Raw genomic sequence first — 26,919 nt, forward strand, 5'->3', positions numbered from 1 at the left:
GGCTTTCGAGGGAGGTGAACATGCGGTTGATCGGCTGTTTGTTATTGGCGCTGACGTCGAACCAGGCGCTGGCCCAGGCTTGTGTCGTGCATAGCCAGGCAGAACGGCTCGATGTAAAAGTCTGCCAGCAGAACCGCAATATTCCGCAGAAACTGTTCGCCGACGGCTTCTGCCAGCCAAACCTTGCCGGACAAAAAGTCGAGGTACAGTACGTCGATCAATGCCCTGGCGGCGCGTTTGGCATCTGCAGCAATGCCCAGGTCGCCAATATGCCCTACCGCCAGGATATTCACTATTACGGCGTAGCCAGCGATGCGGCCTATTTGCAGCCGTTCTGTGAAGGACAAAGTCAGGGCAACTGGCTCAAACCTTAAGCGAGCCAGTCCAGAGTCAGGATCAATCGCCGCTCACCCGGCGTCAGCTGCGGCGAACGATGGATCAGGCCCATGCCCTCATTTCCATGCCACTTCTCGCCTTTGAGCAGCGCCACATCGCCACAGCCAAACTGCTGAACCGCATGCGGGTCACCCGGCTCAGCGTCAGGTTGCCCCAGACATCGACGATCCATCACACCTTCCTTTAGCCACTGGCTGCCCACGCCAGCGTACGTGGTGATCAGCCGTACCGGCACATGGTCGACGTGAAAACGCGGGCACATGGCCTTGTCCAGCGTTCGCAGGCGCAGGCCGACACGTTTGGCGCCCAGCAGGCAGGCAAACGCACTGACCAGCCAGGAGACATCGGTGATGAAGCCTTCATAGCCATGCAGATCGCCAAAGCCTGCGGCGAGACCGTCCAGTGCCGGTTGCGCGTCCTCGTGCGGCAGGTCGAGCACCCGCGATTCGGCCAGAGGCTGATCCATGGAAAGCACCATTGCCGCAAAATCACTGATGTGCGCCGGCAGTTGACGTTGCCAGACCGCCAGGTTGGTATCGTCGTCCAGAATTTGCGTCAGGATCCGCGGGGTATCGCCCTGAACCTGGCGTACCGGCACTTCCCGCTTCGGATTGGGCGCCAGCATCACGCTGCCGCCTCGTCATGCCAAGGGCCGAACGGATCCGGCAGCAAACGCCAACTGTCGACACCCAGGGCCATTTCCGCGTCACTGAGCAGGCAAGCGTCCAGCTCGGCGGTCAGTTGCGTGAAGTCGATATTCTGGCCGATGAATACCAGCTCCTGCCGGCAATCACCGGTGGCGGGAAGCCAGTTTTTCAGGATGGCTGCGGTGCTTTCCTCATCTTGCGGCCATTGGCTTTTCGGCACGAACCGCCACCAGCGCCCAGCGAATCCATGTCGCATCAAGCCGCCGGCCTGGGACCAACTGCCCGCTTCCTCATGTTTGCTGGCCAGCCAGAAGAAGCCCTTGGAGCGCAGGAGCTTGCCATTGGTCCACGGACGGTCGATAAAACTGAAAAAACGCTGGGGATGAAACGGCCTGCGCGCCCGGTAAGCTGCCGAAGCGATGCCGTATTCTTCTGTTTCGGGCACGTGCTCACCGCGCAGCTCCTGCAGCCAGCCCGGTGCTTGAGCCGCGCGCTCGAAGTCGAAAAGGCCTGTGTCGAGGATCTTTTCCAGCGGTACTTGGCCCATAACCATGGGAATGATCTGCGCCTGGGCGTTGAGCCGTTCCAGAATCGCGATCAACTCCTCCCGTTCGTGACGGCCAATCAGGTCGATTTTGCTGATCAGAATCACATCGGCGAACTCGATCTGCTCAATCAACAGATCAGTAATGGAACGCTCATCCTCCTCCCCCAGGGTTTCGCCGCGTGAAGCGAGGCTTTCGGCCGCCTGGAAATCCAGCAGGAAATTGACCCCATCGACCACCGTTACCATCGTGTCCAGCCGTGCCACATCGGCCAGGCTGCGGCCTTGTTCATCACGAAAAGTAAAGGTTTCCGCCACCGGCAAGGGTTCGGAAATCCCCGTGGACTCGATCAGCAGATAGTCGAAACGGCCTTCCCTGGCGAGCTGGCCGACTTCTTCCAGCAGGTCTTCACGCAACGTGCAGCAAATGCAGCCGTTACTCATCTCCACCAGTTTCTCTTCAGACCGGCTTAGGGTGACATCTCGCTGGACTTCGCTGCCATCGATGTTGATCTCGCTCATATCGTTGACGATCACCGCGACGCGCAGGTTGTCGCGATTGCGCAGGACGTAATTGAGCAGTGTGCTTTTACCGGCGCCGAGAAATCCGGACAGCACGGTTACAGGGAGACGATTGGGCACCAGGTATATCCTCATCGGGCGGGCCGCGCTGATGCGGTTGAATGCATGTCGCGGCTCTTTTCTTCAGGCTTGGGTTCGGTTCAAGGTCTAAGCCTTTTTAATGTTATAGTATAACAACAACATTTAACCAGCCTCTCGGCTCCACCGGTCTGAAGTAAAAAACATGCGCAGTTTTCTGAAATTCGTATTCGCAAGCCCGATGCTGCTATTGGCGCTAGATGCTTCAGCCCAGAGCCCTATGTTGGCAAACTGCACTCGCAGCGCGAATTTACTGGCCTGTGTCGATGGGCAAGGTAATGCCTACAGCGTCATGACGGCCGGAAACACCCTGTATCTCCGTGGATTTGAAGTAAATGGCCGCCGCTATTGGGCACAAACCACTAGCCGCTATGGCCAGCTGACGTTCTTTACCGGAATAGCTTCTGACGGAGAGACCTGGGTGGGATACAGCCGGCGCGTAGGTTGGACGACACTCAACCGTTTCTCGAGCTCGGGTGGAAGCACTGGGAAATTTTTATGCGGACGCATAAGCGGTTGCCAGGACGCACCACGCTGATGTTTCACGTGGAACGGTACGAAAAGCCCTCACACCCAGCAAAATGAAACTGCGTTCATGAACTAGTGCTCGTCGAACACACTGTTATAGTATAACGTTTGTTGTGTACCTATGACGGACCTTGAATATGAATGCGTTCACTCTGCCGGACGTTGCCGCGCAGGCTTCGCGCCAGGCCTTGGCCCTTGACTGGGTAGGCATGTGCGGCATCGCGGTACCCGTATTGATCGACGGTCAGCGTCTTAACGCGATCGCTGATGCCGGTGTCAGCCTTGACGACGGTGAAGCCCGAGGCATCCATATGTCACGCTTGTACCTGGCGCTGGAGCTGCTCGAAAGCGCAGCGCTGTCTCCCATGCTGTTACGCCGAATCCTCCAGCAATTCCTCGACAGTCACGCCGGTCTGTCCGACGCCGCCTCGCTGAGCATTTGTACCGATCTACTGTTCAAGCGCCCTGCGCTAGTCAGCCCACTGGCTGGCTGGAAGCGCTATCCGGTCAGCATCGAGGCCCACCTGAAAAATGATGTGTTCCACGTGGAACTGACCATTCAGATTGCCTACTCGTCCACCTGCCCTTGCTCGGCCGCGCTCGCTCGTCAGTTAATCCAGCAGCAATTTGTAGACGACTTTGCCAATAAAGCGCTCGAGCACGCCGGAGTCCTGGCCTGGCTAGGCTCATCAAAAGGCATCCTCGCCACGCCTCACAGTCAACGCAGCACGGCCACGGTGAAGCTGAGACTGAACAGCGACGTCGACGAATTGCCGCTGCTGTCGCTCATCAACGAAGCCGAAGCAGCCCTCGGCACGGCCGTACAAACCGCCGTGAAACGGGCAGACGAACAAGCCTTCGCCCTCGCCAATGGTCAAAACCTAATGTTCTGTGAAGACGCCGCGCGGCGGCTGAGCATGGCTTTGAGGCGATCCCCCGATATCGCCTCCCTCGATGTGCGAGTGGTGCACGCCGAAAGTTTGCATGCCCATGACGCTGTGGCACAAAGCCGTTGGGTCAGGGAGGCACTGTGATTCGTTGCCAGTCATTGCGCTGGGGCGCCCCGGGCCACCCCCTCACACCCCCGTTGAACATAGAGCGGCCGGCGGGAAGCCTGACGGCCATCGTCGGAGCCAACGGTGCGGGCAAAAGCAGCCTGCTGAAAGTGCTGGCGGGCCTGCAAAAACCCCTATCCGGCAAAGTCGTGCTGGATGTTCCACGTCGCGGCAGCGTCTCGTTTCTGGCGCAACAGCAACATCTGGATCGGCAATTTCCAATCAGCTTGCAAGAGCTGGTGGCGGCGGGATCCTGGGGGAGCAGGCACACGCCAGCGATGCGCCGCCATCGCTTGAAAGCCGTACTGCAAGACTGGGCGTTGGATGGCCTGGAGCATCGCTCGTTAATGGCGTTGTCGGGAGGCGAGTTGCAACGCGCCCTTCTCGCCCGTTTGAGTTTGGCTGAAGCGCCCCTGCTGTTGCTCGACGAACCCCACGCCGCCCTCGACGAACAAGGCCAGGCGCTACTGTGGAAACACCTTCACGGCTGGCATGCCGAAGGCCGCACCCTGGTGGTGGTTTGTCATGATCTCGCTGCGGTGCGCCAACATATTCCTCATACACTATTGGTCAGCCAGGCCGGTTGCACGCTGGGCCGCAGTGTCGATTTGATTTCCCAACAACCCCTCACGCAGGTGGCCTGATGCTCGCGGCCACCCATCTCTGGCAACCCTTTCAGGAATTTGTCTTCATGCGCCGGGCGCTGCTGGGCGGCCTGGTATTGGCGTGCAGCACGGCACCGCTTGGGGTGTTTTTGATTCTGCGACGCATGAGCCTGATAGGCGACGCCGTCGCTCATGGCATCTTGCCCGGAGCCGCACTGGGTTTCTGGTTTGCCGGGCTGAGCCTGCCAGCCCTGACGCTGGGCGGACTCGGTGCAGGCTTGAGCATGGCCGGGGTGGCAGCCTGGATTACCCGTCGCACCGGTCTGCGGGAAGACGCCAGCCTTGCGGCGATCTATCCCATTTCCCTGGCCGCCGGTGTGTTGATTCTTGGTATGGCCGGCAAACGCCTGGACTTGCTGCACCTGTTGTTCGGCTCCGCGCTGGCGGTAGATGGCCCGACACTTACCGGCATGCTCTGGGTTTCGGGGGTCAGCCTGCTCGCGATGGCGCTGATTTACCGACCGCTGTTGCTCGACACCCTGGACCCTCTTTTCCTGCAAACCGTCAGTCGGCTGGGCCCACTGGCCCATGGCGTATTTCTGACCTTGGTCGTGCTGAATCTGGTCATCGGCTTCCAGGCCATCGGTGCACTGATGGTGGTCGGTTTGATGATGTTGCCGGCTGCCGCTTCACGATTCTGGAGCCGCCGTTTGCCGGTTCTGATGGGAGTCGCGGCGCTGCTTGGATGTGTGTCGGTGTGGCTCGGACTGCTGTTGTCATTCCACTTCTCGCTACCCAGCGGGCCGGCCATCGTACTGGTGGCGGGCGCGTTGTATCTGCTGTCCGTAGTGTTCGGTCCGGTGCACGGTTTGCTGCGTCGCCCGCCTTTACTCACATCCCAATGAGGTGTTTCCCGATGCGCGTTCTGCTCGTGCTGTTCAGTCTGATGCTGTCCTTATCCACGTCTGCAGCCGAAAAGCTCCAAGTGGTGACCAGCTTCAGCATCCTTGCCGACATGACCCAAGAGGTCGGCGGCGAGCATATCCAGATCACCAACCTGGTGGGGCCGGACGCGGATGCTCACACTTACGAACCCACCCCAGACGACGCCAAGGCGTTGCTCAGCGCCAAACTGATCATCAAGAATGGTCTGGGTTTTGAACCGTGGCTGGATCGCCTGGTCACCAGCACCGAAACCAGCGCACCGGTGATCAGCGCCAGTCGCGGCGTTATTCCTCGTTCGCTGGATGAAGAGGGCGAGACCGTCCCCGACCCGCATGCCTGGCATAACCTGGCAAACGCCGAGCTGTACGTCAGGAACATCACCAAGGCGCTGGAGACCGCCGACCCGGCCCACCAGGCCGACTACGAACGTAACAGCCAGGCGTATCTGAAAAAGATCTATGCGCTGCTCGCCGATGCCAAGGCCAAGCTTGGTGCCTTGCCACCGGGCAATCGCAGGATCGTGACGTCCCACGATGCCTTCGGCTACCTGGGACAGGCCTATGGCATTGAGTTTATCGCGCCCCAGGGGCTGTCCACTGAACGGGAGCCCTCGGCCGCCGATGTCGCGGCGCTGATTACCCAGATACGCCAAGCAAAAGTAAAAGCCGTGTTCATGGAGAACATCAAGGACGCGCGCCTGCTCAAGCAGATAGCGGCTGAAAGCGGTGCGCACATCGGCGGCACGCTGTACTCCGATGCGCTGGCGGCCAGCGGGCCGGCCAGTACCTTCATCGGGCTGTTCGAGTACAACCTGAATACGTTGTACGACGCGTTGCGCCGGCCATGATTTGCAAGCGCCCTTGAACGAACTTCCGTGGGAGCAAAGCTTGCTCGCGACGCGCACGAGCCTTGCTGCCACAGATCAACCAGCTCATGTACGCCAGAGCGGGATTCAAGCCCTCGGCTTGACCGTCCCGCAATCCTGCCCCAGCCACACGGCGCGAGTGTCCAGGCTGCCGTTCTGCTGGATACCGGTGGCATTGAATGTGCCGTTCACCGCCGTAGTGAATTCCCGATCACTCTGGAATGTCGCGACCCCATTGCCTTGGGCTTTCGGACAACTGAAACGAAACTTCCACTGATTGCCGGTGCGCTCGGTGATCTGCTGCTTGCACCCCGATTGCGGGTCTTGCAGCGGAATGTCATTGGTCTGGACCTGCTCCGGGGTCAGGCATACGCGAATACCCTTGCCACCCATGGTGATGCCCTGCTTTTCCAGCATCGCCCGTTGCTCCGGGGTGATCTGGTTTTGCAGTTGGCCAAGAATCAGTTGCAGGTCCGGCAGATTCTGGTTGTCGACCTTCATATTGCTTGTAGTCAGTTCCCACAACCCTGGTTGAAGCATCTGCGCCTGAGCCGCCACAGAAACCGACAAACCAATCGTCAGGGCCAAACCCAGCAGACAAACTTTCATCACAAGCACTCCAGAGGACAGGTGGCCGTTAGACGTCTCCCACAGGCTTCGGTTCAGGCTCGGCAGGAGTGAATTAATTAGCGACATCCGTCGTGGAACATGGTCTGTTAAGCATTGAAACTTCAGGAGCAAGGCTGCCCCATGGATTACTTCGGCCCGCATGTTTTCGGTTACCTGATCGCACTGCTTCACACTCTGGGTTCCATCGCCGCCGTTCACGCGGTGCTTACGGTGCGCACCGCTCAGGGTTCCATCGCCTGGGCCCTGTCGTTGGTATTTATCCCCTACCTGACATTGATTCCCTATCTGGTTTTCGGCCGGAGCACGTTCGACGGCTATATCAAGGCGCGCCGGCAAGCCAACGAAGAAATGCGCAAAGCGGTTTCCGAGCTGAACTGGCGGCCATGGGTCGAAGAAGCCCTCGCCGCCCGCGCCTCTGAGGCCTACGCCTCGTTACGGGCGATGCCCAAGCTGGGCCGCACGCCGTGCCTGGCGAACAACCAGGTGCGCTTGCTCATCAATGGCTTCGCCACATTCGAGGCGATTTTCGAGGCCATTGAGAGTGCCCGGGAAGCCGTGCTGATTCAGTTTTTCATCATCCACGACGACCGCCTCGGTCAACGTCTAAAAACGCTGCTCCTGAAGAAAGCCGCCGAAGGTGTTGCGGTGTATCTGCTGTATGACCGCATTGGCAGCCATTCCCTGCCCCACCGCTACGTCCAGGCTTTGCGTGATGGCGGGGTCCATGTCAAAGCCTTCGCCACCCGTAGCGGCTGGCTCAACCGATTCCAGGTCAATTTTCGCAACCATCGCAAAATCGTCGCGGTGGACGGCGTCTTGGGTTTCGTTGGCGGCCATAACGTGGGCGATGAGTACATGGGTGAAAAGCCGCCCTTGGCGCCATGGCGCGATACCCATGTGGAAGTACGCGGGCCCGTCGTGGCGAGCATGCAAGAGTCGTTTGCTGAAGACTGGTTCTGGGCGGCCCGCTCATTGCCGCCGCTCATCCTGCCGGACGCGTACCCGGATGATGGCGTACTCTGCCAGTTGCTGGCCAGCGGCCCGGCCGACGCGTACGAAACCTGTTCACTGTTTTTTGTCGAAGCGATCCATGCGGCCAGCGAACGTGTCTGGATCACCACGCCGTACTTCATTCCTGATGAAGCGGTATTCGCTGCGTTGCGCCTGGCGGTATTGCGCGGGGTAGACGTGCGCATCTTGCTGCCCTCACGCCCGGACCATAAGGTCGTCTACGCGGCGTCGAGCCTGTACGCGTTCGAAGCCGTACGGGCCGGCGTGCGGGTGTTTCGTTATGAGCCGGGCTTCCTGCACCAGAAAGTCGTGCTGATTGACCGGGAAATCAGCGCCATCGGCAGCGCCAACCTGGACAATCGTTCGTTCCGGCTCAACTTCGAGGTGATGCTACTGACCGTGGATATTTCGTTCGCCACTCAGGTCGAGCAGATGCTCGAGGACGACTTCGCCCAAGCGCTGGAAATAGACAAACAGGAAAGCCGGGAGACCCACCGCCTGCAGAAGATCGGCATGCGGATCGCCCGGCTTATTTCCCCGATACTCTAAGTGGCACACATCTGATCAAGGGGTATAGATGTCGTCGCGAGTCCAGGGCAATTCATGGCTGCCATCGGCGTGCGTCTTCACCGCCAGGATCTGGTGCAGGTTGATCCACCCCTTGGCGAATGCGTAGGCGCATCCGGCCAGATAAAGCCGCCAGATCCGCAGCGCTTGCTCCGGCACTTCTTTGGCGGCGGCCTCAAGGTTGTCTTCCAGCCGCTCACTCCAATGATCGAGCGTGCGGGCGTAATGCATGCGCAGGCTTTCCACATCGACAATCTCCAACCCCGCTTCGCTGATCTGGGCGGAAATCATCGACAGGTGCGGCAGCTCGCCATTGGGGAACACATACTTCTCAATGAACTCGCCCGCGCCACGTCCGACCGGGCGGCCATCAGTGTGCTTGGCGGTGATGCCATGGTTCATCACCAAGCCACCCTCGCGAACCGCGCCGAAAAGCGTTTTGCAGTACTGCTGGAGATTGGCATGACCGACATGCTCGAACATGCCGACGCTGACCACCTTGTCGAAGCGACCGTCCTGGGGCAGGTCCCGATAGTCGAGCAACTGCAACTCCACTTGATCCTCCAACCCCTGCGCCTTGACCCGTTCCCGAGCGAGGGTCAGTTGCGCCTGGCTGAGGGTAATGCCGAAGACCCTGGCGCCGAATTCCCGGGCAGCGTAACGGGCCAAACCACCCCATCCGCACCCCACATCCAGCAGATAATCACCGGGTTGCAGACGCAGTTTGCGACACAGATGGCGGAATTTGGCTTGCTGGGCTTGTTCGAGGGTTTCGCTACCGGTCTCGAAATAGGCACAGGAATAAGCCATGTCGCTGTCGAGCCACAGCTGATAGAACGCGTTGGAAAGGTCGTAATGATAGGAAATCGCCTTGGCGTCGGTTTCCTTGTCGTGAACTGAACGCACGGGTTGATTCGCGCCATCGTCTTCCATCAGCGCCTGACTCAGTTCATCACAGACGCGAATGACTTCGTTGATCGAACCTTCGAGTTCCAGCTTGCCTTCTACAAACGCCGCACCCAGCGCGTTCAGACTGGGGTGGGTGAATTGCGCGACCATTTGTGGGTCCTTGACCACGATCGTGACGCTGGGGTCGGCACCCAACGTAAACTCATGGCCGTCCCAGAGCCGCAGCCGAAGCGGTAAATGCAGATTCTGTAAGGCCGGTGGAAGTTGCGCGAGCATGAGATATCCCCCTTGTTTCAGACGACTGAAATGAGGGTAGACCATCCTAGAAAAATAGCAGGCTATCGAATTTATAGCCTTTTTCTATCGCCTTCCACATCTACTGTTCTAACCAGTAACTCCCTGAAGGGGTACACCCTCTGCGTAGCTGACTATGAGTATGGCCTACAGTTCGCCGAAATTCCCCTTTGGTCGAGGGTCTCGATTTTCAACAGTGGTTCCTGAAACCGCAAAAGACGCCCGGCATTACCCAAGACCAGCAACGTGCTCACGTTATGCAGCAATGCCGCGATCATCGCCCCAGCCGCGCCAAGCCAACCGAATGCGGCGAAAGCGATGATCGCCAGCGTCCAGCCCAACCCGATGATCACGTTGACCTGCAACGTGCGCCTGCATCGACGACTCAGGCGCACGCAGGTGCCGAGGCGGCGCAGGTCACTGCCGATCAATACAATGTCCGCCGACGCAAGCGCGATGTCCGAGCCACCCGCCCCCATCGCTATGCCCACTACTCCGGCCTTGAGCGCCAGGGAATCATTGATGCCATCCCCCACCACCATGGGTCGCAAGCCGTGGTCGATCTCGGCCATGACCCGTTTAAGTTTGTCTTCAGGCAAAGCGTGAGCCTGCACTTCGCCAATACCGATTTCCCGCGCCAGTCTGTTGGCTACGCTCTGGCGGTCCCCGGTCAGCAACAACTGGCGCCCCAGGCCCAGCGCCCGCAACTCAGCCATGGCCTGGCGCGCTTCCGGCTTGGTGCTGTCGGCCAACAACAGCCAGGCGATGAACGTTCCCCCCAAGGCCAGGCCGGCAATAGGTCCGTCATGGTCAGGGATCGGCGAAGTCTCGATCCCCAACCGGGCGAACAACTCAGCCCGACCAAGAGCCGCCTCACCTTGGTCGGTCATCGCCACCACACCCAACCCTTGGTGTTCGTGGATTTCGGTCAGCGGCAGATATTTTTCCGGCGCCACCAACCCAGCCAACGCACGACTGACCGGATGGCTGCTGGCCGAACCGAGGCTGGCGGCCAATGGCAGCAGAAAGGATTCATGCTCGCGGACGCTGTCGATGGATTGCAGGCGAAGGATGCCGTGGGTGAGCGTGCCCGTTTTGTCGACGACCAGCGAGGTCAGGTCCGCCAGTTCCTCCAGGAAGGCCGCACTACGGATCAGGATTCCATGACGCGCCGCGACTGCGATGCCGGCAACCGCCGTCGCCGGAGCTGACAGGACCAGTGAGCAAGGACACGCTGCCACCAACACCGCCAGCATCGCCTGGGCGTCGTTTGTAACGAACCAGGTCACCGCCGCCAACAGCAACACCAGCACCAGATAGCTGGCGGCGTACCGTTCAAGCAACCGGGTGATGGGCGGCTTGGAACGCTCGGCGTTTTGCATCAGGGCAATGACTCTGCCCAGCGTCGACTCATCCCCCGTGCGAGTCACTTCCAGGCGTAGCAGGCCATCGAGGTTGATCGCGCCCCCAAAAACCTCAGTGCCCACCAGCGCCTCCAACGGCACCGCCTCACCCGTAATGGGCGCGGTGTCGAGACTGGCCTGGCCAGACAGGACCCGGCCATCCACCGGCACCCGATCACCGGCGCGCACTTCCACCACATCGCCGGGTCGGAGCGTGGCGTTGTCGACTTCGATTATCGAGCCGTCGGCCTGAACCTTGCGCCCCTGGCTTCGGGTCAGTTGGGCGAGGGCATCGATGGCTTCCTGGGAACCGAGGACGCTGCGCTCCTCCAGCACGTGACCGAAGGTCATGATGATCGGCAACAGCGCAGCCGTCAGCAAATCCCCCGTGGCCCAAGCGCCGAGCATGGCCAGGGCAATCAGTTGATCGGTGACGCCATGCAGGCTCGGATATCGCAAGCTGTACCAGGCCGAACGCATCACCGGTACAGCCACCAACACGGAGGCCGCCCCCCACAGTAGTTGGCTGACAGCGTTCTGCTCCGGCGCCCACCCGCGCCATACCAGACCCAACGCGAGCAGACCGAGGGCAATCATCGCCAGCGTCAGTTGCCGCGCAACCGTACGCTGTTCGCTGGAAGACAACATGGACGCGGTGAGGGTTTCGGCGTTCATTGCTCAGCTCCCTGAATGATCAGGCGGGAATCGTCTTGCGGATCGACCGTTGTCACCGAACCGGCCTGGCGAAGAATGCCGGGTATACGTTCGCGATAAAGGCGTAGCAACATCTGAGGATCGCTCTCCTGAGTCTTCGCCAGGCTGAGGACCGTAGCGATGTCAGCCGAGGCTTTGGCGAGCCGTTCACTGGCCTGAGCATGGGCAATCTGAAGGGCACGGTCGGCGTCCTCGCGGGCGGTCTGGGTCAGTTTCTCGGCTTCGGTGCGGGCGTTCGCCACGGCTTGGTCCGCCTGCTGGCTAGCGGTCAGTACCGCATTGAACGCACTCACCGCAGGGCCCGGGAGGTTCGATTGCACATCGACGCGCACCACCTCGATCCCTAGCCCCTGCCCTGTCGCGGCAAGATCGGCCAAGCGTCGATTGATGCCCTGGAGCAGATCACTGCGCAAGCGTTCACGGCTCTCGGCCGCTTGGTTATCGCGGCCGATCAATTCGGGGCGAGCCACGAGAATCGTATCCAGGTCCCGAGCTGCAGTAAGACTTATGGCGCTGCGGGTGACCAACCGGTCCAGCGCCGGCAACACATGCTCGCCCTGTACAACGAAGGCATAGGGCTCGCTGACTTTGTAGAACACCCGCACATCCAACTGCACCACTCCCGCGTCACCGGTCAATAGATAGCCAGAACCGGCCAGCGCATCGCTGACCGGTGAGGCAAAACTGGCGACGCGGTCAGCCTGCAAAGCCGCATCCGAACGCAGCAGGTTTTCAACCCGCCGCTCCAGGACCCGATCCGCCGCCGGCAGCAAGATCACGTGTTCCACCGGACGAGGCCAAGCAAGCAAAAGGCCGGCATTCTGGACTCGATCCAGGGCGCCGAAACGCAGGATCACTGCACGACTCTGCGGATCAATCTGTCGCACATTTGAAAATGCCCAGGCCAGCGCGGCTAAAACCGTGACGGCATAGAGCGCCAGAAAGGCTAGCCGTCCGGCCTGAATCCAGGGGCTGACGGAGGTATTTGTTCCACGTGGAACCAAACTCATGGCCGTGTTCCACCTAAACGTTCCACGGATGGTGGGCCCTCTACCAAGGCGCGAAACGGTGCGGCGTCGGTGCGCAAAATCAGTTTCGTACCCGGGGAAACAATTGTTCCCAAGGTGTCCAGCGAGCGCAGAAGGTTGTAGAGCTGGGGGGACCCGGCGTATGCCTTGCTATAGATCCCGGCAGCTTCAACACGGGACTGCGCCTCGATCTCAGCCGCTTTCACCTTTGCATCGGCCTGAAGAATCCTCGCATCACGCTCTGCGGCAGAACGAATCTGCGCCGCTTCACGCTTACCAATGGCGGTGCGCTCAGTAGCAATGGTTTCACGCTCAGCGCGCATGCGATCCACCGTCGCAGTCAGCGTCACCGACGGTAAGGTCAAGCGCTCGATGCCAACTTGCAGCACCCGAACGCCGTAGGTGCTGAGCAATTGTTGATCAATCTGCTGCCGCAAATGAGCTTCAAAATCGGCGATGCGCACTTGGCTGGCATCGGTGTTGACCAGGCTGGCCAAATCAAAACTGGCGGCGGTGGTTTCCAAGGCTGAACCAACGAACGTGCGAATCTGCCGTGCAGCTTCATCCGGTTGATTCTGCACCGCACGCATAAAGCGCTGAACGTTTTGCGGGTCACCCTGCACCTGCCACGCCACGTAGGCCTGAACAATGATCCGCAATCCGTCGCGGGTACCCACGTCCTGAAGCCCGCTGGAGGTGGTGCGTAATCGCAGGTCCACCGGGATCGCCGCTTCGAACGGTGCCGGCCAGTGCCAGTTCAAACCTGGTTGCAGCAGCACCCGCGCCGGATTGCCGAAACGGGTAATGACCGTCGCCTCTCCCGAGCGCACTTGCACCAGGCTGGAGGCAGCGATAGCAAACGCCACCAGCAGCGCCGCCCAGCCCACCCGGCCCCAAGGAAACGGGCCGGCCACATGTGGATCGTCATGATGGTGATGATGCCCGTGGTGATGGTGGTGGCCGGCATGAGCGTGACCGGGATGATCATGGTGATCATGTGAAGAAGACTGGCTCAATGGGCAGCTCCTGGCTGGACCGGGTTAGGCGGCGAGGCGGGATCCGCCGGCAGCGTGAACGTACGCAAATCGAGGGTGGGCGCGTTGCTCCCAGCCCCCAGGCGATGATCGAGAATCAGCAGCTTTGCATTGCCAAGTCCCTGGCTTAGCTGGCTGAGATATTGCTCCAGCACAAAAGCATGGCCAGCCGTTGCGTAGGCTTGGCGTTCGGCGTTGAAGCGCAAGTCGGCGGCTTGGGCGGTCGCATTGATTTCTCGGGCGGTGGCTTGAGCCTGGTCATGGATGATGCTGGCTTGCAACTGCGCCTGGTTAGTCTGCTGCGCTGCGGCACCACGCTCCCGGGCGATCAGGGCCTGGGCGCCAATCTGCGCCGCTTGCACGCCGTGATAGGCATTGGCGGCGCCGGCCGGCGGATGAATCGCTTCGACCACCGTTGCCAGAATTTCCACACCGCTGTCGAGCCTCTGCAAGTCAGCCTGTACTGCACGGCCGATTTCATCCGCCAGACTGATCCGATCGACACCCAGCAAACCATCGAGCGTCCGCGAGGCGAACTCATGCACCAGGACGCGGCTGGCGGTGCTGCCGATCAGCGCGGGCACATCGGCACTGTTGTAGGTGGCCGCCAGTGCCGCCGCGTCGGTAAGGCCGATGCGATAGACAAAACGTACGTCCATGTTGACGATCTGGAAGCTCTGCTGGTCGGCTCGGCGGCTGGCAATGACTTGGGATTTTTCGTTCACATGACCGGCGTCCCACAATCGATTGGCAGCCGCGGGTGCCGGTCCTTCCACTGAATCAGCCTCGGTAACCATCCGGTTGCCGCCGACGCTGGTGGCCAGTTCATGCACGACGCCGTTCTCGACGTTCAACACCCTGCCCAACGGCCACGGCAAGCCGACTTGCAGGCCAGGGCCGAATACTTCCACCGGTTTACCAAAGCGCTCGTAGATGCCCCGCCCTTGCAACGCAACCTCATGCACACCAGTCAGCAGCCACCCCACCAAGGACACTAGCGCCACCACCGGCAAAAAGGCGCGACGCATGTAGCTGAACGCCCAGATCTGACGCAAGTCGATCCCGAAATGGCTGTGCAGCTCATGTTGCAGCGCCGACAACGGCCGTGGTGGCCAGCGCAACAGGTCGGCGACGACGCTTCGGCCCAGCAATGATGGCTCCAGGGAATCCCGGCGCGGGCTGAACAACGACAGCAATGCGCGCAGTAACAATTCCGCCGCCACCAGAGCCGGCAGCACCCCCATCAGCACGGCCAGGCGCACCGGCCAGATGGACGTTTGTGCGGCGAACAGCACGCACAAGGCGCCCAGCACCAGTACGACAATCGCCACCCGGGTCAGTTGAGCCAGCGCCTGGGCCTCCGGCCATTGCTGAGGGGATTGCTGGACCCACTGACGCTCCAACACCAACAACCCGAACGCCAGCAGCAAAGAGAGCACCGCTCCCACACTGGCCGACACGCCGAGCTCGGTCGCAGGTAATTCCAGGTTCCAGGTTTGCTCCAGACTGAACAGCACCAGGAGTGCCCAACCGAGCAGCCACAATGTGGGGCCGCCGATGTGCTTGAGCAGGGCGATCCAACGGACACTGATTCGATCCAGCAGGCGCTCATACCAGCCATGGTCATCCACCGGCGGGGTTTTAGAAACCGGGATATCCATAACCGGCATCAACGCCCTGCCCCGCCACTGGGTGATCCACCAGGCCGATTGCAGACCCGCCACCAGCACCCATACTCCGGCACTCTGACTGACCAGCAGCGGCGGCCACATCGACTGCGGCGAGAACAACCCGATGAAAAACGCCACCACCAGGCCCATGCCCGCTACGCCACCCAACCCGAAGGCGATCCGCCTCAAACGACGCCCCTGAAAGAGCGCCTGCTGGAACCGCGGCAACTGGGCTACCTCTGCCCCCTCGACATCAAGATCGATTTGCATACCACCCCGACGCGGCTCTGTTACATATCGTTACCTTATAACGACTCTTGTGAAATTTATGTTTGAGCACCTACTCGCAAATTCTCGACCCTGGCCCTTGACCGAGATATTCGAGAACGCACATATTACGATCATAATTTTTCTCAAGCCGAGCGGGAGAAGCGCCATGAGCAACTACGACGTGATCATTCTGGGCGGTGGCCCCGGTGGGTATAACGCGGCGATTCGCGCCGGACAGTTGGGCTTGAAGGCCGCCTGTGTCGAGGGCCGAGCCACCTTGGGCGGCACCTGCCTGAACGTCGGTTGCATGCCCTCCAAAGCATTGCTCCACGCCTCGGAGCTGTACGAAGCGGCCATGGGAACGCCATTCGCCAATCTGGGCATCGAAGTCAGCCCCACCCTCAACCTCGCTCAAATGATGAAGCAGAAGGACGAGAGCGTGGCAGGCCTGACCAAGGGTATCGAGTTCCTGTTTCGCAAGAACAAGGTCGAATGGATCAAGGGCTGGGGCCACATCGACGGGCCCGGCAAAGTGACGGTCACTGGTGAAGACGGCGGCAAGACCACACTGAGCGCCAAGGACATCGTCATCGCCACCGGTTCCGAGCCCACTCCCCTGCCGGGTGTGGCGATCGATAACCAGCGCATCCTCGACTCCACCGGTGCATTGTCCTTGAGTGAAGTGCCGCGTCATCTGGTGGTGATCGGCGCAGGCGTCATCGGCCTCGAATTGGGTTCGGTCTGGCGGCGTCTGGGCGCTGAGGTCACGGTGGTGGAATACCTCGATCGCGTCTGTCCTGGCGTGGATGGCGAGGCCGGCAAGACCTTGCAACGGGCCCTGGGCAAACAAGGCATCCAGTTCAAACTGAGCTCCAAAGTCACCGGCGCCACGTCTTCGGCCAGCGGCGTGCAATTGCAGGTTGAGCCTGCAGCGGGCGGCGAGACGCAGCTCTTGGATGCGGATTATGTGCTGGTCGCCATTGGCCGTCGGCCGTATACCCAGGGGCTGGGGCTTGAGAACGTCGGCCTCAGCACCGACAAACGCGGCCTGCTCGCCAACAAGGGCCACCGCACCGAAGCGCCCGGCGTGTGGGTGATCGGCGACGTGACATCCGGTCCGATGCTGGCCCACAAGGCGGAAGACGAGGCCATGGCCTGCATCGAACAGATCGTCGGCAAGGCCGGCGAGGTCAACTATGACCTGATCCCCAACGTTATCTACACCCGTCCAGAACTGGCCAGCGTCGGCAAGACCGAAGAACAGCTCAAGGCTGAAGGCCGCGCCTACAAGGTCGGGAAGTTTCCGTTCACGGCCAACAGCCGGGCGAAGATCAACCACGAGACCGAAGGTTTCGCCAAAGTACTGGCCGATGAACGGACCGATGAAATCCTCGGCGTACACCTAGTGGGGCCAAGCGTCAGCGAGATGATCGGGGAATACTGCGTCGCCATGGAGTTCAGCGCCTCAGCCCAGGACATCGCGCTGACTTGCCATCCGCACCCTACCCGCTCGGAAGCCTTGCGCAAGGCGGCGATGAATGTCGAAGGGATGGCGACACAGATGTAATGCGTGAACTTATCCACAACACGCTGGGAGCAAGGCTTGCTCCCCGCGTATCTGGATGTCTACAAAGCTTAACGAGCCGAAATCCGGGCCTTGCGCTGGCGACGGCTGATCAATCCCAGCCCCAGCGCCACCACCAGCAGGCCACCGGCTATTTGCAGCCAAACCTTATAGGGCCGTAACACCGAACGAATCGGCTCCAGCGCCTGGGTAACGTAGCGTTTGTCCGCGTTACGAAAATCAGGATAAGGGCAGTGGCGGCCAAAATCCCAGGCCCACTCCACGTAAGGGCCGTGCTGCACATAACGTTGATACAACGCACGTTGCTCCGCCAGGTTGGAGTTGTACCCCACCGCGGCGCACAGCACCGCCGCAAACGCATGGCTGGTATGGGGCAGGTTGTCGGCCGCCTGGCTCGCCAACGCCGTGGCGACAAAACGGTAATGATAACGCGCGTCCGGTTGCGCGGCGCTGGCCTGCTGGCGTTGCCACTCGCCTTCGCTGATCAGCGGTCCAACCTTCAGGTCGGCGGGTTCAAGGCTATAGTTGCCGCCAAAGGTGGCGTAGTCCGGCGCCATCTCGTAACCGAGCAGTTCCATACCGTGGGTACGCGCGAACCAGGATGCATTGAAATACGCCTCGGCCCGTCGAGTGGGCCACCACCTGGACTCGGCCTCCTGGCGCAACTGCCCATACGCTCGGGCCTGGTTCTGTAGCTCGACGTTGTCGAAGTAGTCCGGCGCCTCGTCGTAACGTCCTTCTCGCAGCAAGCGACGCCCCAGCAGATTGCGCAGGTTCGCGGCCACCGGCAGTTGCACGTAATTGTCGCGATCCTGCTGGCTCAACGGCGGCACCGCCGGGACTTGAGCATCGACGTACTGCTTGAGCTCGTCGACGGTCAGCACCCGCTCAGCGACCGTAGCGGCGTCATACCAATAAATGCTCTGGCTGCGGTAGAGCTGATCGAAGGCTTGAAGGTAATCGCCCCGTTGCAAGGCCAGGATCGCGCTTTCGCCTTCGACCCGGCACTTGGGTTGCACGGACTCGTAATTCCAATCCGGCGTGCGTCGCTCGCCCCACGACTCGTCTTTGGGAAACGCCTGGGCGGCTTTGGCATAGGCCGCCGCCGCGGCGCCTTTGTCACCCTCGCGCACCGCCAGTTTGGCCCGCAGCCACCAGGCCAGCCCGCTATCCCCGGCCTTTTCCAGGAACGCCTTGGCGGCGGCATAATCGCCTTGCTGATAATTCACCGCCGCCAGACGATCGGCATTATCGAGACTGTCACGGGTGCTGGCTTGCAGCAACTTGACCAGCCGCTTCTCGCCGGCCGGTTGCTCACCGAATGACCAACCGATACGGCTGAGCAACGAAGCGGTGAGCAGTTGCTGCACTGCTTTGCCTTTGAGCTGGCGCATCAACTGCTCGTCCGGCAGCTCGCTCAGGTCACCGACCAATTGTTTCAACGAACTGTAGCCGACCTCGGAGCCCAGCAGGTTCTGGCTGGCGTAGAGTTCAATGGCACTGTTCCAATCGTCACGGGTGTAGGCAACCCGGGCTTCTTCGCCGAGGCTGGCGACACCCAGCTCCAACGGGTCGCTGAAGCCACTGATGCTCAACTGACGAGCCTGACGGAACGCCTCTTGAGCCTGCTCCAGCAATACGGCCGGTTCACCGCTGCCCGCCTCGCTGCTCATGGCGAACAAGGCCCGTCCCAGGGAATACGCGGCCCATGTGCTGCGCAACCGGCGCTCATGCGATGGCAACGCGAGTAACTGACGGAACGAATCGACCGCCAGCGCATGCTCGCCGGCGTTGAAGGCTGCCGCGCCGATCGCGTACAGCCGCAGTTCGGCAGGCAGATTCGCCGCTTCGGTGGTGACCTGCTGAACGTCGGTCAGCGCCCGCACCCGCTCCACCACCGCTTGCTGCGGCGGGGTCAGGCCAAGCCGTTCGGCCTTGTTGCGTTGTTCGACGTAGGCAGGCACATCACCATAACGCTGATCCGGGTTGGCCGTCGCATCGGAGGCCGACTTGAGCCCGGCTATGGCGTGGCCGAGGCGACTGATCTCGAAGCGAAAGCTGCCTTCGGGCAGATCCGCCAGCGATTGGCTGCGGTTATCCAGCAGGCGCATCGGGAAATCCGGTCCGCAGGCCAGCACCTGGCCCAACGGCAGGCTGAGGCTCAGACAGAGCAGACGACTGGGCCACTTACGGGTGAACATTGAAACCTCCTTGGTCAATTTTCGTACAGCGCGCCCAGCCAACGGCACGCTGGGCGCCGGCGGCCAGGCGGCCTTCCTGAATGCGGGTGAAGGTAAGCAGTCCGGGAGTTTGTTGCAACGTGTACCCCGCCAGCGCATCGGCACCGTCGCAGGCGCCAACGACCAAGGTCAGGCGTTGGGGCCAGGGGCTGTCGAGATTGCCCTGGTTAACCAACTCAATATCGTAAAGCCCGTCCTGTTCACGCACACGCAAGGCCAGGCGACTATCCAGGCGGTCTCCCCGCGCAACGGCACCGAGGGTGGTCAAACTCCAGGCACGTCGGTCATCCGCCAGCGGCAGGCGAAACCAGATCAGCCCGGCCAGATGTGTCGGCGGGTCGGCCCGCAGTTCTGTCACCAGCCCGGCCACTTGCTGCGGGTCGGCCAGCAGCTCACGACGTTCGCCGCCTTGATCGATCGGCACTTCACTTTCAACCACCGGCACACCACTGTCCTGAGTCAACAGCGCCATGCCGTAGGCTGGCAGGGCCAGATAGAACGGTCGCGTGGTAACACCGCTCCAGCGTTCGGCCCAGCGCAAAGCCTGTTTCGGGTCGAACAGCCCCTGCCGGGGATCACTGACCGCATGGACCTGCAACACGCTGCTGTCCACCGTCCGCAGCAGCCCTGGCAACGCAGGGCTGTCGAGCCAGGCAGGTAATGCCGTGATGCTCAGCCCCAGCGTGGCGGGCAGGGCTTGCCGCAAGCGGTTCAAAAATGCGCCATAGGCAGGCAGTCGCGCACTACCGGCGTCGTGGTCGATCTCGATCCCTACTGGGGCCAGGCCTTGCGCTTGCCAGTCGCTCAGCAGCTGCTGGATCTGCGCGATCACATCGTCCTGATCCAGAAATTTGAGCTGACCGTCCAGGCGTATCACTGCGATCAGCGGTCGACCGTCAGCCTTGAGCAGTTGCGCATCGATCCGCGCGCGGCTCCAGCCGGCCTGGGGAAAGGCCTGCAAGGCAAGAATGCGCAGGCTGGAAAAATCCCTGTGGCTTTGTTGCAGCGCCGGCACGTGAGCCGGCGTCCACTGGCGCTGCCAGACATAGAGTTGTTGATCGAGAGCCGGTGGCGGGGACTGTTCACAGCCGCTTAACAGCACTGCGGCAAGGATCAGCGATAGCCGGAAAAGAAAAGCCATGGAGTTTCAGCACCCAAAAAAGGCTGGCAGATTAACCCCTCCCGCGCCAGCCACAAATGAATTCATCCTCAGTCCCTGTCATCCAGGCTTACGCGCAATAATCACCTGACTCTTGGCCACCACCGCGTCCAGCGCCTGCTTGATCTGCGCGCCGCGTGGCGAATTGAGCACCGCTTGCCAGGTGTCGGCCCAATGGTTGAGCAACGGGTGGTCGGCATTGCTGAAATCGACTTTCGCTTCCCAGAACAACAGCATCCACATCGACCAGTAGAAACCGTACTGGCTGTGGCTCAACACCTCCAGCCCGGCCTCGCTGGCCATCGCCTTGAACTGCTCTTCACTGATGATGCGAATGTGGTTGGGCTTCTGGAAATACTCCGGCGCGGCGATGTCTTTTTGCAGATCTTCGGAGCTGGGGTGCGGCACGCTCAACAGGTACAGCGCGCCGGGCCGGCCGACCCGGACCAGCTCGGCGAGAAACTGCGCCGGGTCGTCGACATGCTCAATGACTTCCGTGGACACCACGCGGGTGACCGTACCATCGGCAATGGGCAGCGGGTTGCAGTCGGTCACATGGCATTCGACGTCACGCGCCGGAGTGTCGCTCAAGCGCTGGCGGGTGGCCTCGACCTTGGCCGCGTCGATGTCGGCGATGATGATCTTCGCCCCGCGCATGCCACAAAAATGCACGTTGCCACCGTCGCCGCAGCCAACGTCCAGCAATATGTCCTCAGGCGCAACCGGGAAACCGCTGAACAGCTCTCCGGTTTGCTGATTGAACCAGCCGCTGAGCATCGCATCGTGCAGCCCGAGCATATAGGGATCGACCTTGTCGGCCGCTGGTGTTGCGGGCGCGGGCGTACCCGTGGTGAGTTTCTTCAAAAGGCTCAGCATGAAGGGGCTCCAGAGACGGGAAGGACGGGACGGGCGGCACGCAGGCGTTCAACCAGTTGAGCTCCGCGCTGGCGCATGGGCATTTCAACCATCCGGTAGTTGAGTTCGCTCAACAGCCCGATCAGCGTCAAGGCACAGGCAAGGGCCAGCCAGGGATCACTCGCCATGTCCGGCGACTCCAACGGGGCGAAACGAAACCACAGCTCGCGCAGCAGGAAAAACACCGGGATGTGGATCAGATAAATCCCGTAGGAGCGGCTGCCAACCCAGGTCAACGCGGTTTTCAAAGGGCTGCGGGGCAGGAGATAGTCCCGGTCATAGGAGGCCACCCATACCAGCACGGCACTGAGCAGCGCGATGACCCCAAGACGGTAGAACGACAGATTGAAGTGTTCAGTGGCAATCCACGCCATCACGCCCCCCAAAACGACGATCAGCAACATCCCCGCTCCGGGCCAGCGCAGCCACTTGGGCTCGAACCGCCCGTACCCGTGCCGCAAGCTCCAGATCGACAGCAGCACGCCGAGGGCCAGGGCGTCGGTGCGGATCACCGAGAGCCATACCGCACGCCAGGTGAAAAACTGTACCAGCACCACCGCCAGCAACACCCAGACCAGATACCGGCGCGAGACGAACACCAGCAGCGGCAGAATCAAATAGAACTGCTCTTCCAGCGAGAGCGTCCAGTAAACAAAGCTCGCACCATATTCATACCGCATGAATGCATCAGCAAAACGCAAATTGGCGAATTGCAGAAAACCGGCCAGGGTCGCCTGTACGTTGGCTTGCACACTGCCAAACGCACCGGAACGATTAAAAAACAACGCAGCCAGCAGCATCAGCAGCAACCAGAGCCACGCCGACGGCAGCAGGCGAAACGCCCGGCGAATCCAGAATTCGCGGGCGGTGGCCCAGAACTGCCGAGAATTGTCACAACCGCGCAGTTGCGGGATCAGACTGCGGCCAATGACAAAGCCCGATATCGCGAAGAACAGATCCACGCCCCACCATAGTTGGAAGCTACCGGAAAGAGCCGACAGACGCGGCCATCCGCCGGGAAACGGCATGCCTTGTACGTGATGAAACAACACGCCCATCACCGCAACGGCGCGCAACAACTCGATGTCCATGATTCGCTTGCTGCTCATGCTGAGCTCCGGGTGGCAGGATCAGGTTTGCGGGCAATGATGACCTGGCTCTTGGGCATGAATTGATCGAGGACCTGCTTGATCGCCAGGCCATCGGGTCGTGTCAGCACGCCCTGCCAGAGACTCGCCCAGCTCTCCATCAGCGGCGGGTAAGGCGCCTGGATCCGGTCACGCACCGCCCCCTCGAGGGCTCGTCCGGCCGCGCGTTCACTGGCCCAGAAAAAAATCATGCCCATGACCCAGAAAAAGCCGCTGGCCTGGCGATGCTCGATGACCAGCCCCGCGTCCTCCACCAATGCAGCGAATCGTTCGGCACTGAAAATCTGCACATGGTTGGGAGACTGGAAGTAACCCGGCGGTGCGATGCCCTGCTGTAAATGCTCACCCACCGGGGCCGGCACGCTGAGCAGGTACTGCGCCCCTGGCCGACCCATGCGCACCAGTTCGGCCATGAACGGCTCGGGTTGGTCGACATGCTCGAGCACTTCCATGCACACGATTTTGTCAGCGCAGCCATCGGCCAGCGGCAGCGGCAGGCTATTGCTGACCAGACCCAGAAACGGCGCGCGGGTCTGGGCCTCGACCTGACGGGCCAGGCTGCGCACCTTGTCGTGCTCGCTGTCGGTAAAAATCACTGAAGCGCCTTGGCGTACTGCAAACAAGGTCGCCACGCCCTCCCCGCAACCAACGTCCAACAAGGTGTCCTGGGCGGTGATAGCAAAGCCTTTGAGCAGCTCGCCGCTGTCGTTGAGAAACCAGCCGTCGAGCATTGCATCGTAGAGGCCCACGTCACGGGGCGACACGGCGCCAGTCGATGGCGGCGCGGCAGGTACGACGGGCGGCCTGAGCCACGCCAGCAACCGCCCGATCATGGCTGCTGCGCGTTCCGGCGACGCTCCAATACCTGTTCAAAAAACACCCGCAGACGCTGCTCGGCGTTGGCCTGGCTGCAGAACGTTTCCAGACTGCGCACGGCATGGGCCGACATGCGGCGATAACGCTCGGGGTCGTTTTTGGCCACGTCGTAGCTGGCGCGATAGGCCGAGCACAGCGAGTCCCAATCGGTGACATAGCGCAGGGTTCGAAACGCTGCACGCGGGTCGTGGGGCCAGGCAGTCAGTTCCTCGGTGCACTCGACGACGAAGGCATTGTCGTGGTCGATGTAATCGGCCATCGCCGTGTTCACGGGTGCAATCGCCGGCCGGCCGCAGGACATGAACTCCATCAGGGGCAAGCATTGGCCTTCGCCGCAAGAGCAGTTGACCACATAGCGAGTGGCCTCCACCAACCGCTCGTAGTCCGCGTCCGCCAGGTAACCGTGGATCAGCACGATGCGGCAACGGTATGACTGGTTCTTGTAGACATGGTGCAGCATGTCGTTGAGAGCGGCGGTGACGTCGTGGTGGGTCAGCTTGAGTACCAGCGTTGCGTCAGGAACGTCGCGGAACGTCGCGCAAAATGCGCTTATCATGTCCTTCCAGTTCTTGCGTCCATCGTAAGGGTTGAAGACCGACGTATACACCACTCCGTCCAGAAGCAGCTCGCAATCCTGGGCCGGCGCATCAAAAACCAGCGCCGTACCGGCCTGGTGCACTGGCGGGCCGTAGGGCCGCAGGTCGACGGTGCGGCTGTCGATCAACAGCCCGCGCAACTGCAGTCGCATGTGATCGACCGTAGGTCGCTGGGCCAGCATCGCACCGCGCGTGTAAAACCGGTCCCATACCGGAGCGGCAATGGCGACGATGGGGAAGTCCGCCCCCATTACCTCCCGCACGGCGTGGACGGTGAAGCTGGAATGGGTAATCGCCATGCCGGTCGCGCCAAGGACCACCCGCCAGTCGTGCCGCGGCTCACCCTGCCAGCTTTCGGTTGGGATGGTGCTGAACTCCCAGGCGAAGACGGGAATCGTCGGGCAGGCGTAGTGGGCATCTGTGCGATGGGGCGGGGAAAAGGACAGGAAGACACAATCCTCGCCGCGCCCCAGGCAATCGGCATATAGCTGATCGACTTCTTCTTCCGGCCGGGTCACTTCAATGACGTGTCCTAGCCGCTCCAGTACTGGGCGAAACTCCTTGAGCACGAAGTAATAGCTGTATTCGGGTTTGCCGAGGTTCGCCAGAATGTTGCTCTGATTGGTTTCCGAATAAACGATGATCAGCATGATGTGGAACTCACCTGGGCCAGCAGCGGCGCATTCTCGGCACGGCCTTGCGGGGCCAGGAAATCCACCAGGCGCTGCTGCACCGGGGTAAAACCGCAATAGCGACGCATGCGCTCATTCGCCGCCACCGCCATGGCCTGGTAGGCCTGCGGCTGATGCCGGGCCATGGCGTAGCTCTGCTGGTAAGCAAGTTTCAGCGATCCCCAGTCGGGCCGATGGCGCAGGGTGCGGTACAAAATGCGCGAATCTTCCGGCCAGATGGTGGGTTCATGGCTGGATTTGACGATAAAGGCCACCTCGCTATCGATGTAGTCACGCATCGCCGTGTGGTCCGGCGCGATGGCCGGGCGCGCGCAAGACATGAACTCCATCAGCGGCAGGCACAAGCCTTCGCAGCGCGAAGCATTGACGTAAAAACTCGCCGCACCGTACAACCGGGCGAATTGCTCGTCCTCCAGATAGCCATGCATCACCACTACCCGACAGCTGAACGGCGATAGCTGGGACAGCAGCGTGAGCAACTCGACGTAGTAGGTCGACAGGTCGTTCTGGGTCATTTTCAGCACCAGCGTGGCGTCCTCGACGTCTCGCAGCGCCCAACAAAATGCCGTGATCAAGTGATGCCAGTTCTTGCGACCGTCATCGGGGTTGAACACGCTGACATAGACCACCCCGCTGACTTGGGTTTCCACCACCCGATGGGTATCCGGCAGCACCGCTTGGGGATGTTCCGGTGACGCCGACTCTGGAGTGGACTCGACGACACCTGGCACAGGCCGCGTCGGGCCTCTCATCAGTCGGCTCACCAAAATGCGCACCGGCACTGGCACCAGGTCGCGAACCGCTTCGCGATACCAGCACAACAGATTGTGCTTGATCAGCCACAACGGCCCTTGGGTAGCCTTTGCGGTCAAGGCGCGCAGCACTTCGCGCAGGTAATGCCGGGAGATGAAAGCGCGGCGCCGCCACGTCAGGGCCGTAGGTTCGCTGGACGCCCTCCCCGATGCCCCTTCGGCAAGCGGAGCGATCAAGCCATCTGCCGACAGCCCAAGGGGGCGGCTGTCGATGATGCAGCCCTTGATCTGCAAGAGCGTGCCCGGATTGACCGGTGTGATGGGATATTGCTCACGAACCGCAGCGAAGCGTTCCCACAGCGGCGTGGGCAAGACCAGCACCGGGAAATCCTCGCCCAACGTACGACGGATCGCCTCGGCCGTGTGGCTGGACAGGGTAATCACCCGGCCATGGCGCGCCAGCGTGCGGCTCCAGTCATGGCGCAGGTCGTCATCCCAGTGCTCGGCCGGGATCGAGTCGAACTCCCAGGCCACCACGCAGACCATGGGGCACAACAGATCGACGGGCGTCTTGTGGGGAGGTGAAAACGAGAGAAACAGACAGTCCTGCCCCGCCTGCTGCAACGTTTGATAGAGCGGATCGACCTCGGCGACCGATGACACCACATGCACCCGGCCCAGGCTTTCCAGCACGGGGCGATAAGCCTTGAGCACGAAGTAATAACTGTACTCAGGGCGGCCGAGGCTCTGGCTGATGGAGTGATCGTTTACGTCCGAGTAAAGAATGAAATTCATGGCATCCCATCATGGAGCGGCCATCCCGGCGACTCCACCTCATGACGGTCGACTCACGAACCGGCCCGGCCAGGAGGCCGTTGCTCGTCGATTGTCTGCGTACCCGTCTCGTTCTTGTTTTTAGTGGCCCTTGCCCCGTGGTTCGACTTGAAATCGACATCGCAGGGATCGTGACAAGGGGCATTCTAACCACATCAACCAAGGGTTCGTGAACAGGCGAATGAGAATAAACCGGCTATAAATATGAGAACTGACCGGTCACGATTTACATGGTTGAAATTGCTTCGAAATTGGCACAGATTGGCAACCAAACAACTACAACAAACGCTTCATCTGGGCTGACTTTCAACTGGGTTTCTCCGAACTTACGGAAATATCCTACTCAG

General features: G+C 60.9%; 23 protein-coding genes. 8 read left to right on the forward strand and 15 right to left on the reverse strand.

What is annotated here, in order from left to right; all coding sequences use genetic code 11:
- Window positions 1-20: 20 nt before the first annotated feature.
- Complete coding sequence (locus AC3I65_RS26000) at window positions 21-374, forward strand: NADH:ubiquinone oxidoreductase (protein WP_188251888.1); 354 nt, start codon at window positions 21-23, stop codon at window positions 372-374.
- On the opposite strand, the gene AC3I65_RS26005 is transcribed toward AC3I65_RS26000, so the two are convergent.
- Both AC3I65_RS26005 and zigA read right to left on the reverse strand, forming a co-directional pair.
- The gene (locus AC3I65_RS26005) at window positions 371-1,021 is read right to left on the reverse strand and encodes a DUF1826 domain-containing protein (RefSeq protein ID WP_488524281.1); all 651 of its coding nucleotides are present in this window, start codon (window positions 1,019-1,021) and stop codon (window positions 371-373) included. The genes AC3I65_RS26000 and AC3I65_RS26005 overlap by 4 nt on opposite strands.
- On the reverse strand, window positions 1,021-2,229 hold the full coding sequence (gene zigA / locus AC3I65_RS26010; RefSeq protein WP_076383193.1) for a zinc metallochaperone GTPase ZigA: 1,209 nt from the start codon (window positions 2,227-2,229) through the stop codon (window positions 1,021-1,023). The genes AC3I65_RS26005 and zigA overlap by 1 nt, the downstream gene beginning before the upstream one ends.
- Window positions 2,230-2,392: 163 nt before the next feature.
- On the opposite strand from zigA, the gene AC3I65_RS26015 reads away from it, so the two are divergent.
- The 5 genes from AC3I65_RS26015 (at window position 2,393) to AC3I65_RS26035 (ending at window position 6,227) form a co-directional block, all read left to right on the forward strand.
- Entirely contained in the window at window positions 2,393-2,785 is a 393-nt protein-coding gene (locus AC3I65_RS26015; protein ID WP_076383192.1) for a glutamine synthetase, read from the forward strand.
- 127 nt (window positions 2,786-2,912) lie between these two features.
- The gene (folE2, locus tag AC3I65_RS26020) at window positions 2,913-3,809 is read left to right on the forward strand and encodes a GTP cyclohydrolase FolE2 (RefSeq protein WP_076383191.1); all 897 of its coding nucleotides are present in this window, start codon (window positions 2,913-2,915) and stop codon (window positions 3,807-3,809) included.
- Window positions 3,806-4,474, forward strand: coding sequence for a metal ABC transporter ATP-binding protein (locus AC3I65_RS26025; RefSeq protein WP_076383190.1), 669 nt, complete (start codon window positions 3,806-3,808; stop codon window positions 4,472-4,474). Before folE2 ends, AC3I65_RS26025 begins: the two co-directional genes overlap by 4 nt.
- Window positions 4,474-5,340 (forward strand): metal ABC transporter permease, encoded by an 867-nt coding sequence (locus AC3I65_RS26030; RefSeq protein ID WP_047226683.1) that lies wholly within the window; start codon window positions 4,474-4,476, stop codon window positions 5,338-5,340. Before AC3I65_RS26025 ends, AC3I65_RS26030 begins: the two co-directional genes overlap by 1 nt.
- 11 nt (window positions 5,341-5,351) lie before the next feature.
- Window positions 5,352-6,227, forward strand: coding sequence for a metal ABC transporter substrate-binding protein (locus AC3I65_RS26035; RefSeq protein ID WP_107323156.1), 876 nt, complete (start codon window positions 5,352-5,354; stop codon window positions 6,225-6,227).
- A 105-nt stretch (window positions 6,228-6,332) separates the two neighbouring features.
- Here AC3I65_RS26035 and AC3I65_RS26040 read toward each other — a convergent pair whose 3' ends face one another.
- Window positions 6,333-6,854: a DUF3617 domain-containing protein gene (locus AC3I65_RS26040; RefSeq protein WP_047226681.1), complete on the reverse strand. Its 522-nt coding sequence runs from the start codon at window positions 6,852-6,854 to the stop codon at window positions 6,333-6,335.
- 141 nt (window positions 6,855-6,995) lie between these two features.
- On the opposite strand from AC3I65_RS26040, the gene cls reads away from it, so the two are divergent.
- Window positions 6,996-8,435: a cardiolipin synthase gene (gene cls, locus AC3I65_RS26045; protein ID WP_047226680.1), complete on the forward strand. Its 1,440-nt coding sequence runs from the start codon at window positions 6,996-6,998 to the stop codon at window positions 8,433-8,435.
- Window positions 8,436-8,450: 15 nt separating this feature from the next.
- Here cls and cfaB read toward each other — a convergent pair whose 3' ends face one another.
- From cfaB to hflK (AC3I65_RS26070), 5 genes are all read right to left on the reverse strand, one after another.
- A complete protein-coding gene (cfaB, locus tag AC3I65_RS26050; protein ID WP_047226679.1) occupies window positions 8,451-9,638 on the reverse strand; it encodes a C17 cyclopropane fatty acid synthase CfaB in 1,188 nt (395 codons plus the stop codon).
- A 152-nt stretch (window positions 9,639-9,790) separates the two neighbouring features.
- Complete coding sequence (locus tag AC3I65_RS26055) at window positions 9,791-11,734, reverse strand: cation-translocating P-type ATPase (RefSeq protein ID WP_488524282.1); 1,944 nt, start codon at window positions 11,732-11,734, stop codon at window positions 9,791-9,793.
- Complete coding sequence (hflK, locus tag AC3I65_RS26060; RefSeq protein ID WP_488524283.1) at window positions 11,731-12,783, reverse strand: protease modulator HflK; 1,053 nt, start codon at window positions 12,781-12,783, stop codon at window positions 11,731-11,733. Before hflK (AC3I65_RS26060) ends, AC3I65_RS26055 begins: the two co-directional genes overlap by 4 nt.
- Window positions 12,780-13,817 carry a protease modulator HflC gene (hflC, locus tag AC3I65_RS26065; protein ID WP_488524284.1) on the reverse strand — a complete coding sequence of 346 codons (1,038 nt, stop codon included), beginning with the start codon at window positions 13,815-13,817 and terminating at the stop codon, window positions 12,780-12,782. The genes hflK (AC3I65_RS26060) and hflC overlap by 4 nt, the downstream gene beginning before the upstream one ends.
- Window positions 13,814-15,775: a protease modulator HflK gene (hflK, locus tag AC3I65_RS26070; protein ID WP_488524285.1), complete on the reverse strand. Its 1,962-nt coding sequence runs from the start codon at window positions 15,773-15,775 to the stop codon at window positions 13,814-13,816. The genes hflC and hflK (AC3I65_RS26070) overlap by 4 nt, the downstream gene beginning before the upstream one ends.
- 166 nt (window positions 15,776-15,941) lie before the next feature.
- Between hflK (AC3I65_RS26070) and lpdA the strand changes: the two genes are divergently transcribed.
- The gene (gene lpdA, locus AC3I65_RS26075) at window positions 15,942-17,342 is read left to right on the forward strand and encodes a dihydrolipoyl dehydrogenase (protein WP_488524286.1); all 1,401 of its coding nucleotides are present in this window, start codon (window positions 15,942-15,944) and stop codon (window positions 17,340-17,342) included.
- 68 nt (window positions 17,343-17,410) lie between these two features.
- Here lpdA and AC3I65_RS26080 read toward each other — a convergent pair whose 3' ends face one another.
- From AC3I65_RS26080 to AC3I65_RS26110, 7 genes are all read right to left on the reverse strand, one after another.
- Window positions 17,411-19,561, reverse strand: a complete 2,151-nt coding sequence (locus AC3I65_RS26080; RefSeq protein ID WP_488524287.1) for a hypothetical protein — start codon at window positions 19,559-19,561, stop codon at window positions 17,411-17,413.
- Complete coding sequence (locus AC3I65_RS26085) at window positions 19,548-20,741, reverse strand: DUF3142 domain-containing protein (RefSeq protein ID WP_076383182.1); 1,194 nt, start codon at window positions 20,739-20,741, stop codon at window positions 19,548-19,550. Before AC3I65_RS26085 ends, AC3I65_RS26080 begins: the two co-directional genes overlap by 14 nt.
- A gap of 78 nt (window positions 20,742-20,819) precedes the next feature.
- Window positions 20,820-21,635, reverse strand: a complete 816-nt coding sequence (locus AC3I65_RS26090; protein ID WP_488524288.1) for a class I SAM-dependent methyltransferase — start codon at window positions 21,633-21,635, stop codon at window positions 20,820-20,822.
- The gene (locus AC3I65_RS26095) at window positions 21,629-22,783 is read right to left on the reverse strand and encodes an acyltransferase family protein (RefSeq protein ID WP_076383180.1); all 1,155 of its coding nucleotides are present in this window, start codon (window positions 22,781-22,783) and stop codon (window positions 21,629-21,631) included. Before AC3I65_RS26095 ends, AC3I65_RS26090 begins: the two co-directional genes overlap by 7 nt.
- Entirely contained in the window at window positions 22,780-23,655 is an 876-nt protein-coding gene (locus AC3I65_RS26100) for a class I SAM-dependent methyltransferase (protein WP_076383179.1), read from the reverse strand. Before AC3I65_RS26100 ends, AC3I65_RS26095 begins: the two co-directional genes overlap by 4 nt.
- On the reverse strand, window positions 23,652-24,944 hold the full coding sequence (locus AC3I65_RS26105; RefSeq protein WP_076383178.1) for a glycosyltransferase: 1,293 nt from the start codon (window positions 24,942-24,944) through the stop codon (window positions 23,652-23,654). Before AC3I65_RS26105 ends, AC3I65_RS26100 begins: the two co-directional genes overlap by 4 nt.
- On the reverse strand, window positions 24,938-26,533 hold the full coding sequence (locus AC3I65_RS26110; RefSeq protein ID WP_488524289.1) for a glycosyltransferase: 1,596 nt from the start codon (window positions 26,531-26,533) through the stop codon (window positions 24,938-24,940). The genes AC3I65_RS26105 and AC3I65_RS26110 overlap by 7 nt, the downstream gene beginning before the upstream one ends.
- Between the last annotated feature and the right edge of the window lie 386 nt (window positions 26,534-26,919).

This window comes from Pseudomonas sp. N-1-13, from assembly GCF_057787095.1.

Coding starts and splice junctions, on each gene's coding strand:
- AC3I65_RS26110 (WP_488524289.1), bottom strand. CDS start 26,533: ATGAATTTCATTCTTTACTCGGACGTAAACGATCACTCCATCAGCCAG.
- cfaB (WP_047226679.1), bottom strand. CDS start 9,638: ATGCTCGCGCAACTTCCACCGGCCTTACAGAATCTGCATTTACCGCTT.
- AC3I65_RS26040 (WP_047226681.1), bottom strand. CDS start 6,854: ATGAAAGTTTGTCTGCTGGGTTTGGCCCTGACGATTGGTTTGTCGGTT.
- AC3I65_RS26035 (WP_107323156.1), top strand. CDS start 5,352: ATGCGCGTTCTGCTCGTGCTGTTCAGTCTGATGCTGTCCTTATCCACG.
- AC3I65_RS26030 (WP_047226683.1), top strand. CDS start 4,474: ATGCTCGCGGCCACCCATCTCTGGCAACCCTTTCAGGAATTTGTCTTC.
- folE2 (WP_076383191.1), top strand. CDS start 2,913: ATGAATGCGTTCACTCTGCCGGACGTTGCCGCGCAGGCTTCGCGCCAG.
- AC3I65_RS26105 (WP_076383178.1), bottom strand. CDS start 24,944: ATGCTGATCATCGTTTATTCGGAAACCAATCAGAGCAACATTCTGGCG.
- AC3I65_RS26000 (WP_188251888.1), top strand. CDS start 21: ATGCGGTTGATCGGCTGTTTGTTATTGGCGCTGACGTCGAACCAGGCG.
- AC3I65_RS26055 (WP_488524282.1), bottom strand. CDS start 11,734: ATGAACGCCGAAACCCTCACCGCGTCCATGTTGTCTTCCAGCGAACAG.
- hflK (WP_488524285.1), bottom strand. CDS start 15,775: ATGCAAATCGATCTTGATGTCGAGGGGGCAGAGGTAGCCCAGTTGCCG.
- AC3I65_RS26005 (WP_488524281.1), bottom strand. CDS start 1,021: ATGCTGGCGCCCAATCCGAAGCGGGAAGTGCCGGTACGCCAGGTTCAG.
- AC3I65_RS26100 (WP_076383179.1), bottom strand. CDS start 23,655: ATGATCGGGCGGTTGCTGGCGTGGCTCAGGCCGCCCGTCGTACCTGCC.
- AC3I65_RS26085 (WP_076383182.1), bottom strand. CDS start 20,741: ATGGCTTTTCTTTTCCGGCTATCGCTGATCCTTGCCGCAGTGCTGTTA.
- hflK (WP_488524283.1), bottom strand. CDS start 12,783: ATGAGTTTGGTTCCACGTGGAACAAATACCTCCGTCAGCCCCTGGATT.
- AC3I65_RS26090 (WP_488524288.1), bottom strand. CDS start 21,635: ATGCTGAGCCTTTTGAAGAAACTCACCACGGGTACGCCCGCGCCCGCA.
- AC3I65_RS26080 (WP_488524287.1), bottom strand. CDS start 19,561: ATGTTCACCCGTAAGTGGCCCAGTCGTCTGCTCTGTCTGAGCCTCAGC.
- AC3I65_RS26015 (WP_076383192.1), top strand. CDS start 2,393: ATGCGCAGTTTTCTGAAATTCGTATTCGCAAGCCCGATGCTGCTATTG.
- lpdA (WP_488524286.1), top strand. CDS start 15,942: ATGAGCAACTACGACGTGATCATTCTGGGCGGTGGCCCCGGTGGGTAT.
- cls (WP_047226680.1), top strand. CDS start 6,996: ATGGATTACTTCGGCCCGCATGTTTTCGGTTACCTGATCGCACTGCTT.
- AC3I65_RS26095 (WP_076383180.1), bottom strand. CDS start 22,783: ATGAGCAGCAAGCGAATCATGGACATCGAGTTGTTGCGCGCCGTTGCG.